19 protein-coding genes are annotated in these 13,089 nt (G+C 69.4%); 10 read left to right on the forward strand and 9 right to left on the reverse strand.

Annotation, left to right across the window (positions count from 1 at the left end; all coding sequences use genetic code 11):
* Nucleotides 1-53: 53 nt before the first annotated feature.
* On the forward strand, nt 54-356 hold the full coding sequence (locus tag AC0OLQ_RS24245) for a hypothetical protein (protein ID WP_484528189.1): 303 nt from the start codon (nt 54-56) through the stop codon (nt 354-356).
* Nucleotides 357-765: 409 nt separating this feature from the next.
* Nucleotides 766-942: a hypothetical protein gene (locus AC0OLQ_RS24250; RefSeq protein WP_484528190.1), complete on the forward strand. Its 177-nt coding sequence runs from the start codon at nt 766-768 to the stop codon at nt 940-942.
* 247 nt (nt 943-1,189) lie between these two features.
* On the opposite strand, the gene AC0OLQ_RS24255 is transcribed toward AC0OLQ_RS24250, so the two are convergent.
* Both AC0OLQ_RS24255 and AC0OLQ_RS24260 read right to left on the reverse strand, forming a co-directional pair.
* A complete protein-coding gene (locus AC0OLQ_RS24255) occupies nt 1,190-1,834 on the reverse strand; it encodes a GNAT family N-acetyltransferase (RefSeq protein ID WP_484528191.1) in 645 nt (214 codons plus the stop codon).
* Between the two features lie 143 nt (nt 1,835-1,977).
* Entirely contained in the window at nt 1,978-3,456 is a 1,479-nt protein-coding gene (locus AC0OLQ_RS24260; protein ID WP_484528192.1) for a tripartite tricarboxylate transporter permease, read from the reverse strand.
* Between the two features lie 41 nt (nt 3,457-3,497).
* On the opposite strand from AC0OLQ_RS24260, the gene AC0OLQ_RS24265 reads away from it, so the two are divergent.
* Complete coding sequence (locus tag AC0OLQ_RS24265; protein ID WP_484528193.1) at nt 3,498-3,689, forward strand: sigma factor-like helix-turn-helix DNA-binding protein; 192 nt, start codon at nt 3,498-3,500, stop codon at nt 3,687-3,689.
* A gap of 124 nt (nt 3,690-3,813) precedes the next feature.
* Here AC0OLQ_RS24265 and AC0OLQ_RS24270 read toward each other — a convergent pair whose 3' ends face one another.
* The 4 genes from AC0OLQ_RS24270 to AC0OLQ_RS24285 are packed head-to-tail and all read right to left on the reverse strand — an operon-like array spanning nt 3,814 to nt 6,154.
* Nucleotides 3,814-4,143 (reverse strand): PRC-barrel domain-containing protein, encoded by a 330-nt coding sequence (locus AC0OLQ_RS24270; RefSeq protein WP_484528194.1) that lies wholly within the window; start codon nt 4,141-4,143, stop codon nt 3,814-3,816.
* Nucleotides 4,133-4,504 carry a hypothetical protein gene (locus tag AC0OLQ_RS24275; RefSeq protein ID WP_484528195.1) on the reverse strand — a complete coding sequence of 124 codons (372 nt, stop codon included), beginning with the start codon at nt 4,502-4,504 and terminating at the stop codon, nt 4,133-4,135. The genes AC0OLQ_RS24270 and AC0OLQ_RS24275 overlap by 11 nt, the downstream gene beginning before the upstream one ends.
* A 1-nt stretch (nt 4,505) precedes the next feature.
* Nucleotides 4,506-5,702: an NRAMP family divalent metal transporter gene (locus AC0OLQ_RS24280; protein WP_484528196.1), complete on the reverse strand. Its 1,197-nt coding sequence runs from the start codon at nt 5,700-5,702 to the stop codon at nt 4,506-4,508.
* A gap of 53 nt (nt 5,703-5,755) precedes the next feature.
* Complete coding sequence (locus AC0OLQ_RS24285; protein ID WP_484528197.1) at nt 5,756-6,154, reverse strand: hypothetical protein; 399 nt, start codon at nt 6,152-6,154, stop codon at nt 5,756-5,758.
* A 387-nt stretch (nt 6,155-6,541) separates the two neighbouring features.
* Between AC0OLQ_RS24285 and AC0OLQ_RS24290 the strand changes: the two genes are divergently transcribed.
* Complete coding sequence (locus AC0OLQ_RS24290) at nt 6,542-6,700, forward strand: hypothetical protein (RefSeq protein ID WP_484528198.1); 159 nt, start codon at nt 6,542-6,544, stop codon at nt 6,698-6,700.
* A 290-nt stretch (nt 6,701-6,990) separates the two neighbouring features.
* On the opposite strand, the gene AC0OLQ_RS24295 is transcribed toward AC0OLQ_RS24290, so the two are convergent.
* Entirely contained in the window at nt 6,991-7,320 is a 330-nt protein-coding gene (locus tag AC0OLQ_RS24295; protein ID WP_484528199.1) for a hypothetical protein, read from the reverse strand.
* Nucleotides 7,321-7,593: 273 nt separating this feature from the next.
* On the opposite strand from AC0OLQ_RS24295, the gene AC0OLQ_RS24300 reads away from it, so the two are divergent.
* From AC0OLQ_RS24300 to AC0OLQ_RS24320, 5 genes are all read left to right on the forward strand, one after another.
* Entirely contained in the window at nt 7,594-8,043 is a 450-nt protein-coding gene (locus AC0OLQ_RS24300) for a hypothetical protein (protein WP_484528200.1), read from the forward strand.
* Nucleotides 8,040-9,338, forward strand: a complete 1,299-nt coding sequence (locus AC0OLQ_RS24305; protein ID WP_484528201.1) for an NRAMP family divalent metal transporter — start codon at nt 8,040-8,042, stop codon at nt 9,336-9,338. Before AC0OLQ_RS24300 ends, AC0OLQ_RS24305 begins: the two co-directional genes overlap by 4 nt.
* Nucleotide 9,339: 1 nt before the next feature.
* Complete coding sequence (locus AC0OLQ_RS24310; protein ID WP_484528202.1) at nt 9,340-9,711, forward strand: hypothetical protein; 372 nt, start codon at nt 9,340-9,342, stop codon at nt 9,709-9,711.
* Nucleotides 9,701-9,988, forward strand: a complete 288-nt coding sequence (locus tag AC0OLQ_RS24315) for a PRC-barrel domain-containing protein (RefSeq protein WP_484528203.1) — start codon at nt 9,701-9,703, stop codon at nt 9,986-9,988. Before AC0OLQ_RS24310 ends, AC0OLQ_RS24315 begins: the two co-directional genes overlap by 11 nt.
* 160 nt (nt 9,989-10,148) lie before the next feature.
* Nucleotides 10,149-10,544, forward strand: a complete 396-nt coding sequence (locus AC0OLQ_RS24320; protein WP_484528204.1) for a hypothetical protein — start codon at nt 10,149-10,151, stop codon at nt 10,542-10,544.
* A gap of 162 nt (nt 10,545-10,706) precedes the next feature.
* On the opposite strand, the gene AC0OLQ_RS24325 is transcribed toward AC0OLQ_RS24320, so the two are convergent.
* Nucleotides 10,707-10,937, reverse strand: a complete 231-nt coding sequence (locus AC0OLQ_RS24325; RefSeq protein WP_484528205.1) for a hypothetical protein — start codon at nt 10,935-10,937, stop codon at nt 10,707-10,709.
* A gap of 80 nt (nt 10,938-11,017) precedes the next feature.
* Nucleotides 11,018-11,233 (reverse strand): thiamine pyrophosphate-dependent enzyme, encoded by a 216-nt coding sequence (locus AC0OLQ_RS24330; RefSeq protein ID WP_484528206.1) that lies wholly within the window; start codon nt 11,231-11,233, stop codon nt 11,018-11,020.
* A 1,502-nt stretch (nt 11,234-12,735) separates the two neighbouring features.
* On the opposite strand from AC0OLQ_RS24330, the gene AC0OLQ_RS24335 reads away from it, so the two are divergent.
* Complete coding sequence (locus AC0OLQ_RS24335) at nt 12,736-13,077, forward strand: STAS domain-containing protein (protein ID WP_484528207.1); 342 nt, start codon at nt 12,736-12,738, stop codon at nt 13,075-13,077.
* Nucleotides 13,078-13,089 lie beyond the last annotated feature (12 nt).

Below are 13,089 nucleotides of genomic sequence, written 5' to 3' on the forward strand. Positions count from 1 at the left end.
ACTGTAGCACTAGAATAGTTCTCTAGACATTAGCTCTAGTGGGGAGTGCAGGGATGGCTCTGATCCGGATAACGCGCTTCACCGCCGACCCGACGGACGCCGACACCGTGCTGGAGCGACGGAGGAACCTCCTCGACGCGATCCGGTCGGCGTTCGGCGCTCCGACCGAGACCCGACTGATCCGCGTCGACGAACGGACGTGGGTGGACATGTGGCGGTGGGACTCGCCCGAGACCCTGCGCGCGGCCCTCGACGGCGCACCGCGCCTGCCGGAGGCCGCTGCGGCGTTCGCGGTCGCCCGCGATGTCACCGCGGAGCAGGGCGACGTGGTCGACGAGGATGTCTGGGGCCGATGACAGCCTCCAGCCACCTTGCCGTCGAAGCTTCCGGCCTGGTGAAGACGTTCGGCACGACACGGGCCGTGGACGGGATCGACCTGAGTATCCCGGCGGGTCCGTGTAGGGATTCCTCGGCTCCACGGTGCCGGCAAGACGACTACGATCCGGGTGCTGGGCACACTGCTACCCACCGACGCGGGCACCGCAAGGGTGTTCGGCCACGACGTGGTCCCGCCATGCCCGAGCCGTACGCGACCGGATCAGCCTCACCGGGCCGCTCGACGACGGCCTAACCGCCCGGGAAAACCTCGATCTGCTCGGCCGGCTGCACGGTCACTCGCGAGCAGGCGCGGCGGCCCGGGCCGCAGAGCTGTCCGCCAGCACACCGATGCCCGGACAGGCCAGGTCTGGCCCGGACGGTGACGCGGTGCTGTCGAGCTTCACCGCGGCCCAAGCGCAGGGGATGGCCGCGACAATGCCGCTGTACCGCCACATGGCCGGCGACGCGTGGCGCTACGAGGAACTGCCGACCTGGCATTGGCCGATGCTCAGCCGGCCGGTCGAGCTGGCCGCAATCCTGCACCACGCGCGGCTGACGGCGTAACCGCCGCTGCCGGGTGACCACACACCACCTCGCCCGGCAGCGGTACGCGGTCGACGACGGAACCGAACGACCCGCGACATGCCACCCAAAGCAACGTCCTCAATTCGGCTACGTCCGCGCGTCGCCATCCGTCAGCTGGCTCCGCTCCACGAGGCGCGGTCTGCGGATGATGAGCGAGCGTTCGCAGGGGGAGGGGGTTGGGTCTTTAGATCTCGGCCTCGGGCAGCGGGAGCACCTCAGGTGTCCGTCAGACGGCTTCGGGTGATCGGTCGGCGGTAGGCTGCGACGTGGAGTCCTGCACGAGCTTCATCGACACGAGTTCGGTGAATCCGGCGCGTCGCGCGAAGCGCACCTTCCGACGCTTGTACACCGTGAAGCCGAGCTTGGCGTAGAGGCCGAGGGCGGGTGCGTTGGTGTCCTTGATGTCCTCGAGCACGTACTCCCGATACTCGGGCAACGCCAGCAGGTGACGCAGCAACGCGGTCGCGACGCCGCGACCCTGACAAGCCGGCTCGGTGGCGACGAACCCGATCTCGGCGAGCCCGGGCCGGGCGCCGTCGGATGGGCGCATGAACCATCTCCGGATCACCACGTAGCCGAGCAGCCCGCGCGCCAGCCCGAGATGGCGCCGGATCTCCCGCCAGCGCGGCGCGAACTGCGTCTGGTCGCCCGCGGTGAGCGAGGCGAGGCCAGCGGGCTCCCCGTCCACGAGCGCGATGTAGAACCGTTCGGGCAGCAGCATGTGCTCGAACGCGTCGGCCAACTTGCCGGTGTCGCGCGAGAACGCGACGAAGTCCGCTGCGAAGCTGCGCACGTAGACCTCGGTGATGCGGCGCCGGTATCCCTCGCCGAGTTCGTCTCCCCGCTCGACCACGACCATCGTCTCGACCATCCTCGTCCACTCCACGTGTCACGCACACGTACGGGTGCGACCATATCCACCGGCACGCACGCTGACACGCGCCCGAGGAGTTCGATATCGCGACCGGTCTGGGCGGAGTGACGCAACGCTCATCGGCTACTTATCTACTGGTGCTACGACCGCAGCCCGGCCAGGCTTGGTCGACGCTGCGTTGGCTTTCTTGGCAGGCGTTGAAGCGGGGGTCGGTTTGCGGGGCGGGCGGGGGCTTGGGCCGGGAGTTGCAGGATGACCTTGAGGCCGCCGCGCGTGAATATCGGGAGGCCCAGGCCGCCATCGACACCGCGAAGGACAAGGCCCGCCAACTGGTAGACGAGGCCCGCACCCACGCACGTGCGCCGGGAACGACTCGCCTCTGCCATCGTCGCCGCCCACCTAACGCAGAATGCGTTAGGTGGGGGTCTGGCTACGGACGATAATGACGCGGACTGGCGCTCCAGTCGGTGCTGATACCGGCCCCGCTCCCCTACCGGCTGGCCTTCGCACGCTGGACACCGCCCTTGGCTGGGCCATGCCGGTCGACGCGCCCAGCACGAGGTTGGTGGCTGGCGCGACCCCACCGCTGTGCCGAGGGGGAGCAGCGGTGGTCGTCGACCCCCGCGCCACCAGCCGACCCGTCGAGCGCGACCCACCCCGCCCCGATTACTCCTCGATCGACACTCCGGCACGATGACCACGGCCAGCAGGAAGACGGCGACCAGCACGGCCGACACCGGCCGCTCGACGAAGCCGGTGAGGTCGCCGCCGAAGAGGCGCATTGACCGGCGGAAGGACGACTCCAACAACTCGCCGAGGACGAAGGCGAGCACGAACGGGCCGGGCTCGAAGCCGAGCTTCTTCATCCCGTACCCGACCAGGCCGAGCGCCACGACCAGAAACATGTCGAAGACGTTGTTCCGGATGCTGTACACGCCGATCATGGTGATGAGCACGGTCAGCGGCGCGAGGATCGCCGCGCGGACCTTGAGCAGCCGCACGAACACCCCGATCAGCGGGATGCTGAGCAGTAGCAGCAGGATGTTCCCGACGTACATGGAGTTGACCACGCCCCAGAACACGTCGGGGTGGTCGACGATGAGCTGCGGCCCCGGCGGGATGCCCTGCAGCAGCAGCGCGCCGAAGAGCACGGCCATGGTCGCGTTCGCCGGGATGCCGAGGGTCAGCAACGGAATGAACGACGAGGTCGCGGCGGCGTTGTTGGCGCTCTCCGGGCCCGCCACCCCTTCGATCGCGCCCTTGCCGAACCGGGACGGATCCTTGGCCGAGCGCTTCTCCACGGCGTAGGCGACGAGCGAGGACATGGTGGCGCCGCCGCCGGGCAGCACGCCGAGGACGAAGCCGACCACCGATCCGCGCAGGATGGCCAGCCGGGACCGCAGCCACTCGAGGCGGGTCGGGATGGCCCGCCCGAACGACAGTACGGCGGGCTGCGGCCGGAGCCGGTGCTCCAGGTTGTAGAGGATCTCACCGACGCCGAACAGCCCCATCGCGACGATCACGAAGTCGACCCCGTCCGCCAGCTGGTCGCTGCCGAAGGTGAACCGGGCCGTGCCGACGATCGGGTCGAGCCCGACGGTGGCGAGGATGAGACCCACGCCGGCCGCGGCGGGTCGCGGCCCGGCCGGACCGGTCAGTGATGGTGGATCACGCGGATGAGGTGGTCAGCCGGCGCGACGTCGCGGTCGCGTTCAGTCGGCTGCCCGATGCCGATCAGGAGATTCTGCGGCTGGTGGCCTGGGAACGGCTGACCGTATCCGAGGTGGCGGTCGTTCTCGGGACATCGCGGGCGACGTGCGTCGTCGGGCCGGTCGAACCTCCGCCAACGTGACGCCCGCCCGCGCCAGCACACGCGCCGTAGGGCTTTGGGGTTGGCAGCGGGTCTGGCCGGGCTACTGCGCGTCCGAGGGTGAGAGGCACTGGGTCCATCCGGTGGAGTGCGGGGAGCGTTGTCCTCACCGCTCCATTGCGTCATGCCGGTCGATTGGATGCCCGGCGGCTGCCGGAGGCAGGTCTGACCAGGGCACCTGGGTGATCTGCCTGCGCAGGATCCGGCGGGCCATCTTCTCCAGCAGCCACGGCCCGCGCACCTCGTCGCGTTCGTAGCCGAGCAGCCGCCCCCACGGTCCGCGGGCAACCAGGACGGCGGTGAGCCGCAGCTGACCGGGCTCCTCGGGCTCGGCCACGACATCGACGATTCGGCCCACACAGTGACCGTCGGCGGCGGTGACGCTCCTGCCGATCAGATCGCTGACCCGCCGCAGGGCGTCGTGCTCAGCCGGCATGGCCGGCTCCGGGGATCCGGTCGATCAGGTGCGCGTCGAGCCATTCCTCCAAGGGCGGCGCGGGGAGCAGGTCCCGGCTGACCCGCAGGTGCACGGCCGCGTCGACGTGGTCCACCAGGTGGTACGGAATGCGGCGCGGCCCCTCGTCCCGGTCGTCGAGACGGACGGCGACGGCGGTGATCCACCGGCCGAGGAATCCACCGAAGCGTGAACCGAGGGCCTGCTGCCCGGTGAGCAGGGCGGCAACGTAGACCGCGTGGTCGGTGTGCCGCAGTTCGAGGTCGTCAACCTTGCCAACAGCGATGCCATCCCGGTCGAGGATCTGCCTGTCCAGCAGGTTGAAGTTCAGCAGCAGCGACATGTCAGCGTCCCACTCCCGTCACCACCATCAGCGGGATCGCAGCCAAGGCGGCGACCAGCACGACCACCAGGTAGACCAGGCCGAGCGTGTTGGCGACTTGGCCGTTGATCCGGTCGCCGAGGTAGTCGCGGTCGTTGGCCACGATCAGGATCGGCAGGTACGTCAGCGGCAGCACCACCGCACTGAAGATCAGCATGTACTCGGTGAGCTGCACGGGGTCGATGGTGGTCAGCAGCGCCGCCACCGCGACCAAAATGCCGACGAGCACCACGGTGTGGAAGCGGGCGGCCTGCCGGGGGCGCAGCAGCTTTCCCCAGGACCAGCCGAAGTACTGGGCGACGGTGTAGCCGGCCGACAGGCTGGTCTCCATCGCCGCTCCGAACGTCGCCGCGAACACGCCGATTAGCAGCAGGGCAAGCCCGATCTCGCCGAACGCCAGCCCGGCCGGGAGGACCGCCTGGCCGACGGTGTCCACGGACACGTCCCGTGGGGCGAACACCGCCGCCGACGCGGCGAGGAACCCGAACGCGAGCAGCCCGCCGAGCGGGAAACCGAGGAACACGTTGATCCGCGAGATGGCAAGATCGTTCGGCGTCCACTTCTCCTCCACCCCTCCGGAGGAGAAGAAAAACACCTCGTACGGGGTCATCGCCGAGGCGAAGATCGCCACCGCGAAGTACCAGTACGTCGGCCAGCTCTCCCCCGCCGGCAGCGTCGTCGACACCGCCTGCCGGGACAGGCTGGACGTCAACGGCTGAAGCTGGAACGCCGCCACCAGCAGCACCACGAGCAGCAGGCCACCCAGGCCGAAGAGCCGCTCCAGGCTTTCGAACTTCACCCGCCACAGGCCCAGCCACAGCAACAGCGCCACCAGTGGCGTCCACAGCAGGTACGAGGTACCACTGAGCAACTGCAACGCGAGGGCGACACCGCCGATCTCGGCGGCCAGGGTGAGTAGGGTGACCAGATAGGACCCGAGCAGGTTCAGCACGGCCACCCGCGGGCCGAGCCGCTCGCGAATCAGGTCGAACACCGGCCGGCCGCTGATCGCCGTGACCCGGCCGGCCATCTCCGCATAGACACAGATGCCGACCACCCCGATCACCAACACCCAGGCATGCCGCAACCCGAACCGGCTGCCCGCCTGAGAGGCGGAGACGATGTCGCCGATGTCGACGAATCCGCCAATCGCGGTCAAAAACACCCAGAGTGACGGCGAGGAGCTTCTTCACCGGCCACCGTCCGGGCCGGTCACCCGTACTCCTCGATGAAGGCGTCCAGTTGGCCGGCGACCGACGGCAGTTCTCCCACTGCCCGCCGCAGGGCAGCCGGATCCGCATCGTCGGCGGCGTTCCGCACCGCGTCGAGGCGGGCGCCGGCCGCCAACAGCAGCGGCCCGAGCCGGCCGCGCATCCGCGCGGTGGCGTCGTCCACCGACGTCCCGCCGGCGAACCGCTTCGCGGCACCCGCCAGCGCGTCCCGGCCGTCCTCCCACACGCTGTCGACGTACGGGCCGAGCACCCGGCCGTCCAGCCGCGCCTGACCGACCAGCCAAGCCGTCTCCACGGCGTGGTACGCCGACTGCGCCGACTCCACCGCTGCCACCCGGTAGTCGTGGACGTCCGGCGACCTGGTGATCTCATAACCCACGCCCGCCCAGCACAGCACGAGACCGACCAGTCCCCCTGTCCCCCACGCCCGCACTGACACCGTTCCTCCAGGGAGCCTTGTCCTTCTCCCTGAGAATAGGAGCGAAGGTGCCCATTCCGGGTGAGAAGCGAAGCGGTTCCCCAATGGGACAGCGACAATGCGCACGCGGCCGGGCCGCCACCTGATGCGACGCATCGAACGACAGGTCCCCGCGTAAACCTGGCAGACCGGATTCGCCCTCGGCCACACAGCCACACAAGATCCAACAGAGTCAACCGCTGGGTAACGGAGGCGTTGCGGGCAGGTGCGTTATCCGCGGTCGCGTGGGGGAAACCAGCGATCTCTACGGGGCCCGGACGAGGGCCCGACGTGCAAGGGGAGGCTGAGATGGCCGATCGCGAGCAGCTGCACGACCTGCGCCAGCGCGCCCACGACGCCGGCATCGAGGGCAACTCGAAGATGACCGAGGGCCAGCTCCACGAAGCCCTCAAGCGAGTCGGCAAGGGAGCCGAACCTCAGACGGCCAAGCGGGAAGCCAAGGACTGAGCTTCGCAACGAACGACGCCGGCGCCTCCCGGGCGCCGGCGTCGTTCGTTGCGGCCCAGCTGTCGACGACAGCGGCCGCAGCCAAGGGTTCTGTTTCAGATTTCGCAGGACGTGGGACCTTGAACCAGCACCCGCACGACGAGAGGCTGGCCCATGGCAAACCCAAACCAAAGAGAACAGCCCGCCCGGAAACAGGCTACCGTCGGCATGCGGCATGATGGACCGCGTTCCGCAAGCCACGATGGACCGAGGCGTATTCGTTCGCCTTCGTCACCGGAGCGCTGTTCCTCCTATCCTGGCTCGGCAAGCTCGCCTTCCAGATAATCTCCGTCTCGAAGGAGGCGCAGGAACACGGCCAGTCGCGTGATGCCCTCCTCCGGGATATGGGTCTCGACCCGAACCAGCCGTGACCCATCCGGAAACACGTCTGCGCCCCATTCCCTTACCGAGACGGACGACGGTTCCCCCGCGATCATCGCTTCCCGCCTCTCGCGAGTGTCGCCGGTGATCCGCTGGATCATCTCGGTGTCGATGACCCCCAAGCAGACGGCGTCGAGCGGGTGCGATGCCGCGTCTGTCGGACGCCTCCGCCACAGCCGGACCCGGCCTTGGGTCACCACCCTGAACTCCCAACCCGCTTCCGCAGTCGGGGTGTCCGATTTCCGGTCCAACCGATCTGGCGGTTGAATGCCGGTGCTGTGCCCGAAGATCGTCCTGCCGGCAACCGCCTGGTTTCTACAGCGGCGGTCGGACTTTCAGCAGACACCTCAACGCCTACGACGCTCAGGACTCGCCAGCTCTCTGCCCGGGGCATGAAACCCGCCCCGGTGGGCCACCGCGCCCGTGACCTCGGTGGGATTAGCGGATGCCGCCGTGTGGGTAGGAGACCCTAGGTGAAGGGCACCCACCGTTTGATGATCGCGGCCACAGCGCTGCTTGGACTTTGGGCGGGTCTGGCGTATCAGGAGTCGCGGCCGCAGGATGCGTCTGGCTACCTGCGGACGGTGCTGCAGGTGGCCGCGTCGGCGCATGACGCCGCCGTCACCGGGGTGCTGACCGGTCGCCAGGAGCTTCGAAAACGCGTCACCGCCGCGTTTGCCGCGACCGCATACGACGACGCAATGAAGGGGGTGGCCGGGGCGCAGAAAACGCTGGCCGAGTCGGTCGCCTCCGATGACGCCTCTGCCGCCCTGCGTGACCGCCTCGCCCCGCTGGTGCAGGCCACCGCCCGCGAGCTGTCCGATGCCGCCGCGGCCAAGGACGACGCGACGCTGGCCAACTCGATCGAAGCCCTCGACAGCAGCGCCCAGCAGCTGAACAAGCTCATCGAGGACCACCGATGAGCGTCGCTACGTCACTGGCCAGCGGGATGGTGAACACGCCGTCGGCGGCCGGAAACGGCGGCGCGAAGCGAGTTCTGGCGATCGCTCTGGGGGTGCTGACGGCGATCGGCGGGTTCGTCGACATCGGCGACATCGTCGCCAACGCTGAGGCCGGCGCCCGGTTCGGCATGTCCCACGCGTGGGTCCTGGTCGTGGGTGTGATCGGCATCTGCACGTACGCGGAGATGAGCGGTCGCGTGACTGCGGTCAGCGGACGACCAGTGTTCGACTTGGTCCGCGAGCGCCTCGGCCCGCGGGTGGCGCTGGCGAATCTCGCCGGTTCCCTGTTCGTCACGGTCCTGACCCTCGGCGCCGAGATCGGCGGTGTCGGCCTGGCGCTGCAACTGGCCACCAGCGTCAACTATCTGCTGTGGGTGCCCGTCGTCGGAGTCGTGCTGTGGGTAACGCTGTGGCGGGCGAAGTTCTCGCTGCTGGAGAACCTGTTCGGCATCACCGGCCTCGCACTTGTCGTATTCATCATCGCGTTGTTCCGCCTCTCTCCCGACGCCGGGCAGCTGTGGCAGCAGGCCGCCCACCCCGGCCCGCCCGCCGGTGAGGACTGGGGCACCTACTGGTTCTTCGCCGTGGCGCTGTTCGCCTCCGCGATGACCCCCTACGAGGTGTTCTTCTTCTCCTCAGGCGGTGTCGAAGAGCGGTGGAGCCCCAAGGACCTGCTCACCTCCCGGGTCAACGTGTTCGTCGGATTCCCCCTCGGCGGTCTCCTGGCGTTCGCGCTGATGGCCACCGCCGCCACCGTGTTCTACCCCCTGCAGATGTCGGTCGACTCGCTGTCCCAGGTCGCACTGCCTGCCGCGATCACCCTGGGCAAGCTGGGCTTGGCCGCGGCGATCCTCGGCTTCTTCGCCGCCACCTTCGGCGCCGCCATGGAAACCGGCCTGTCCAGCGCCTACACCGTGGCCCAATACTTCGGCTGGGCCTGGGGCAAGCTGCGCCGCCCCCGGGAAGCCGCGCGCTTCCACACCGTCCTCATCGTCTCGATCCTCGTCGGGGTGGCGGTGCTCATGACCACCATCGACCCGATCCAACTCACGGAATACACCCTGGTGTTCAGCGCCGTTGCCCTACCGCTGACCTACCTGCCGATCCTGGTTGTCGCTAACGACCGCGGCTACCTCGACCGACGCGTCAACGGCCGGCTCGCCAACGCCCTCGGCCTGATTTACCTCGCCGTCGTGCTCGCCGCGGCCATCGCGGCGATACCCCTGATGATCTCCACCCGGATGGGAGGCGGCTGACATGCTCGTCGGCTTCGATCTGCTCGACCGACAGATCCTCGACCTCGACGGCCAGCCCGTCGGCAAGGTCGACGACGTCGAACTGGCCTTCACCGACGACGGCACCCCATACGTGGCCGCACTGCTGGTCGGCCAACAAGCCCTCGGCGTGCGCATCGGCGGCGCGCTCGGCCGCTGGATGGCCGACACCGCCCGACGACTCGCAGCCGACCGGGACCGGGGCCCCATTCGCATCCCCTACAGCCTCGTCGCCGAACTCACCAGCGCCGTCAACCTCTCCGTACGCCGAGAACTGCTGCCCGACCCGGCCCTGGAGACCTGGCTACGCGACCATCTCATCGCCCGCATCCCCGGAGCAGCCGATGCCACCTGACCAGGCCGGAACCCCACTGCGCGCCGGCGTCATCCTGGGCAGGCCCATCCGTGACCACAAAGGCCGGGTCATCGGCCGGGTCGCGGACATCGAAACCACCCGCGACGACGACGGCCAGGAACGCGTCACCGCCCTCATCGTCACCGCCGGACGGTGGGGACGCCTCCTCGGCTACGAACGCCACGAAACCGTCGGACCATGGCTCCTCGAACACGTCGCCCGCATCGTCCTACGCCGCCACACCACCCGCATCCCATGGCAGGACGCACACCTGTAGCACCCCAAGCACTATGGCCGCGAAGGCCGACGACCAGGAACGGGCATCCGCAGGAACACACGGCGCCGACAATCGGCGGCAGCGCGCCGCCCCCGGACGCCGGGGTGCCGCCGACCGTGGGCGGGCCGGCAGCCCAGACCACCAGCGGGAAGGAGTGAGCGTGCACCTCGCCCGCTACCTCGGTCTGTTGCGCCGGGCGCAGGTCAACCTCGCCGACGCGTTCCGGCAGGTCGCCGACGCGCACGCCGAGGAACCCGACATCCAGCACCTCCGTCAGCGGCAGGCAAAGCGCTGCGACGCGCACGCCGAACAGTTGCACCCGTTCGCCGCCCGCTACTCCGAGGACGCCCCCGTCGAACCCGACCGGCTGCACTCGCAACTGTTCACCGGCACCCGCGCCGGCGGCATCGGCCTCCTCCGAGACCTCCAGGACCTGTACCTGATGGCCGCCGAGTGCGACATCGCCTGGACCGTCGTCGGCCAAGCCGCCTATGGTGCCCGCGACGAGGACCTGCTCGCGGTCGTGCGGCGGTGCGAGGAGGAGACCGCCATGTAGTTGAAGTGCTGCGGACCCGGATGAAGGCCGCTGCCCCGCAGGCGCTCGTCGTCGCCAAGTGACATTCTCAGGAACGGACGGGGACGTCGCGCGCTCGCTCCGCCGCGATCGTCATGATCCAGATGCGCTTCAGGGGCGGGCCGCGATAGTGTCGTTGCCGGGTCAAGACATGCGCCAAGGTTCTCCTCGCCGGTTCAAGCCCGGACGAGAACCGCCACCGATCCCCGTCGGAGGTGCCATGTCCACCCGCAGGCCGTGCCAGCCGAGCAGCTTCGCCCACTCGGCATCGGGGGCGTCGGGCAGGCGTTGGGAGTCCACGAAGCGTGGATCGCCTTCCATATCGCGCTGTTCCCGGCTGACCTCGGCGAGGTCCCGGTTTTGCAGGACGGTCACCCGAAGCGGGGGTCGGGCGAGTCGGCCAGCGGGCGGCCACGGTGAGCAGTTCGGCGAGCCCGTTCATCTGCATCGAGCCGTCACCGGCGAGGGGCGACCACCGGCCGGTCCGGGGCGGTGGGTTTGGCCGCGATCCCGTACGGCGGCGCCGAGCCCATCGAGGCCAGCGTGCTGGACAGGTGCGCCGGCGCACCCGGGGGCAGACGCAGGTGGCGCGCGTACCAGTAGGTGATCGATCCCCCGACGTCCACCGAGACCTGCGCGTCGATGGGCAGGTGGTCGTTCAGCGCGTGCACGACGTACTGCGGGTTGAGCGGCTCGGCCTCGGGGGTGGCCCCGCTGCCGGGCGATCTCCCGCCAGCGGCGGACCTCCACCTCGATGCGCTCGCGCCACGCCCGGTCCGGCCGCTCGGTGAGCAGCGGTAGCAGCGCGCGGACTTTCCCCGGCGTCGCCGAGCAGCGGCACCTCGATGGGGTAGCGGATGCCGAGGCGGCGGCCGTCGATGTCGACCTGCACCGCACGGGCCTGACCGGGAGCCGGGTAGAACTCCGTGCAGGGGTCGTTGCTGCAACGATGAGCAGCGTGTCGCACTCCCGCAGGAATGTGGCGCTGGCGGTGGTGCCGAGGTGGCCCATAACCCCCGGGTGATTCCGCAGCGACTCGTCGAGGACCGGTTTGCCGAGAAGGGACGCCGCGCTCCCGGCGCCGAGCCGGTCGGCCAGCCCGCCAGCTCGGCGGCCGCGGTGCGGGCGCCCTGGCCGACCAGGATCGCCACCCGCCGCCCGTCGTTGAGCACGTCGGCGGCGGCCCGGAGGTCGTCCGGGCGGGGCCTCAGCTCCGGAGTGGGCAGTCCCGTGCTGGTCACCATGACCCCGTGCTCGTGCCCGGTGAGGTCGGGAGCGGGGGCGTTCTGCACGTCGTGCGGCAGGATCATGCAGGTGGGGTCGTCGTCGAAGGCGAGCGGCGTGGACCGTAGATGTTGAGGCACCGGCGACGGCCTGCTGGATCGGCAGCCCGATCGACAGCGAGCTGCCCACGCCGCCGGCCTCGGCCCGCTTGGCCCACTGCGGCCAGCGCTCCTCGACCGTCAGGTCCGGCACGGACAGCACGCCGCCGCTGGCCGAGGCGTCCAGGCACGGCCCGTCCCTCGGCATACTGCCACTCGTCCACCGCAGGGCGAGGTCACCGCTGAACGCCGCGGTGTGCGCCTGCCCACCGCGCACCAGGGTGACGGAGACCTCCACATCGGCCGAGATCGTGCGCTTGGCAAGGTCGGCGACCTGCCGCAGCACGTCCTCGAGGCCGACCTCACCGAGCTTGATCCGACCGAGATCGGCGAACGCCTCGGTGGGGTCCATGGGCTGCTCCGTCATGACACACGATCCTTAGAACCGGCGCGCCCCATCGCCCGCTCTGGAGGGGACGTGACGCACTTGTATGGCAGCCCCCGCAGGGGCCGCTGCACGGATCCACGGTCGGCAGAGCCGGATCCACGCCCGTCGTGTGACGCCGGTTCGCCGCACCTGTTCGGTGCGGAGTGCAGGGCTGCAACACCCTATGCCCCTGGGCCTGCCGGTGCCGACCTCGCCAGTGCCCGGCGGGCGTCGTCCAGAACGCGCGATGGATCCCGATCGTCCTATTCCTGCAGGCCTTCCCGGCGTAGGCCGGTCCAGCGCCCACCTTCCATGTCCGCTTCCTGGTCGACGGGGGATGCGAACTCCGCCGGGATCCGATACGGTCGAAGCGGCCCTGCTTCTGCTACGAGGGATCGACGCCGGTGCGTCCATGGGAGTCTTCATGACGACCGCCTCCTCTTCCACCGCCGATATTGCCATCATGGTCCACATACTGAGCGACCATCACCTCCGGGTCGAGGTTGCCGGCGAGGTGGACCTGGCCACCTGCCGGCAACTCGACGCGACCCTGGGCACCCTGTTCGCTCACCACACGCCCAAGGTGATCGAGGTGGACCTCGACGAGGTGAGCTTCCTGGACTCCTCCGGGATCCTTGTTCTCGTCCATCGACACACCCATGCGCGTGAGCGGGGTTGCCGTCTGGTCGTCAGCCGCCCGCGTCGCACTGTCCGTCGGGTCCTGGAGATCACCGGTGTGCTCGCCGTGCTCTGCCCGGACGATTGAAGAGCCCCGCCC

This window comes from Micromonospora sp. Utrum1 (assembly GCF_057197805.1).

What these genes read in the sequence shown, in the direction of transcription:
- AC0OLQ_RS24245 (WP_484528189.1), top strand. Translation starts at nt 54, where the DNA reads ATGGCTCTGATCCGGATAACGCGCTTCACCGCCGACCCGACGGACGCC.
- AC0OLQ_RS24255 (WP_484528191.1), bottom strand. Translation starts at nt 1,834, where the DNA reads ATGGTCGAGACGATGGTCGTGGTCGAGCGGGGAGACGAACTCGGCGAG.
- AC0OLQ_RS24265 (WP_484528193.1), top strand. Translation starts at nt 3,498, where the DNA reads ATGGTGGATCACGCGGATGAGGTGGTCAGCCGGCGCGACGTCGCGGTC.
- AC0OLQ_RS24270 (WP_484528194.1), bottom strand. Translation starts at nt 4,143, where the DNA reads ATGCCGGCTGAGCACGACGCCCTGCGGCGGGTCAGCGATCTGATCGGC.
- AC0OLQ_RS24275 (WP_484528195.1), bottom strand. Translation starts at nt 4,504, where the DNA reads ATGTCGCTGCTGCTGAACTTCAACCTGCTGGACAGGCAGATCCTCGAC.
- AC0OLQ_RS24290 (WP_484528198.1), top strand. Translation starts at nt 6,542, where the DNA reads ATGGCCGATCGCGAGCAGCTGCACGACCTGCGCCAGCGCGCCCACGAC.
- AC0OLQ_RS24305 (WP_484528201.1), top strand. Translation starts at nt 8,040, where the DNA reads ATGAGCGTCGCTACGTCACTGGCCAGCGGGATGGTGAACACGCCGTCG.
- AC0OLQ_RS24310 (WP_484528202.1), top strand. Translation starts at nt 9,340, where the DNA reads ATGCTCGTCGGCTTCGATCTGCTCGACCGACAGATCCTCGACCTCGAC.
- AC0OLQ_RS24315 (WP_484528203.1), top strand. Translation starts at nt 9,701, where the DNA reads ATGCCACCTGACCAGGCCGGAACCCCACTGCGCGCCGGCGTCATCCTG.
- AC0OLQ_RS24335 (WP_484528207.1), top strand. Translation starts at nt 12,736, where the DNA reads ATGACGACCGCCTCCTCTTCCACCGCCGATATTGCCATCATGGTCCAC.